Source organism: Photobacterium sagamiensis (genome assembly GCF_050337085.1).
Classification (GTDB): Bacteria; Pseudomonadota; Gammaproteobacteria; order Enterobacterales; family Vibrionaceae; genus Photobacterium; species Photobacterium sagamiensis.
In genome coordinates this window covers 1-738 of record NZ_JAKJSP010000128.1, presented here as the reverse complement: position 1 = coordinate 738, position 738 = coordinate 1, and the positions used below count along the sequence as shown (strand labels likewise).

Here is a 738-nt window from a genome sequence, read left to right as displayed (position 1 = left end):
CCTTTGGATCTTGTATACCAGTTTAGCTGGTAACCATGGTTCTCCTGCTCATTCAGTAGGTCTTCAAATACCTCGGCCGCACTCTGTCCGGATCCGACAACTGTTATGGATTTTTTCTTTAAGACATTTTCTTTACTCCGTAAATAATCGGCCGAATGCAGGATGCTCTCTCCCATATATGGACTAAATGCAGACGGTACAGCTGGAGCACTGCCAATTCCCATGACTATATGACGGCTATAATAGACTTCAATCTGTTGAGTTTTTTCATCTCTCACACTTATCTGATAGAAAGATTCCTCTTGATCCTTAATATACTCCAGCGCCTCTACCGCTTTTCCAAAATAGCAGCTATCAAGTTGGTTCGCAGTCCAGCGGCAATATTCGTTATATTCTTTCCGCGGAATCAAGAATTTTTCAAGGAAGTAGAAATGATAAAGCCGGTCATGTTGCTGTAAATAATTCAAGTAACTATATGGGCTTGTCACATCTGCCATGCTAACTAGATCAGCAAAGAATGGTACCTGCAGTGTCGTCCCTTCAAGCAACATCCCTTCATGCCAATTAAATTCCTGCTTTTTCTCAAAAAAGACGGCATTTAGCTCCGGGGTTTTCTCTAAAAGGGCCGCAAGTCCAAGGTTAAAGGGACCTATCCCGATTCCAACCACATCATAGATAGATTGTTGCTTCTCCATACTTCCACTTCCTCTCGAAATTCTCCCGCGTACATGACATAAG

1 protein-coding gene is annotated in these 738 nt (G+C 42.5%); it reads right to left on the bottom strand.

The window, feature by feature from the left end:
• On the bottom strand, positions 1-695 hold a 695-nt coding region (locus L4D76_RS28770; RefSeq protein WP_428444202.1), incomplete at its 3' end, for a SidA/IucD/PvdA family monooxygenase.
• Positions 696-738: the final 43 nt, after the last annotated feature.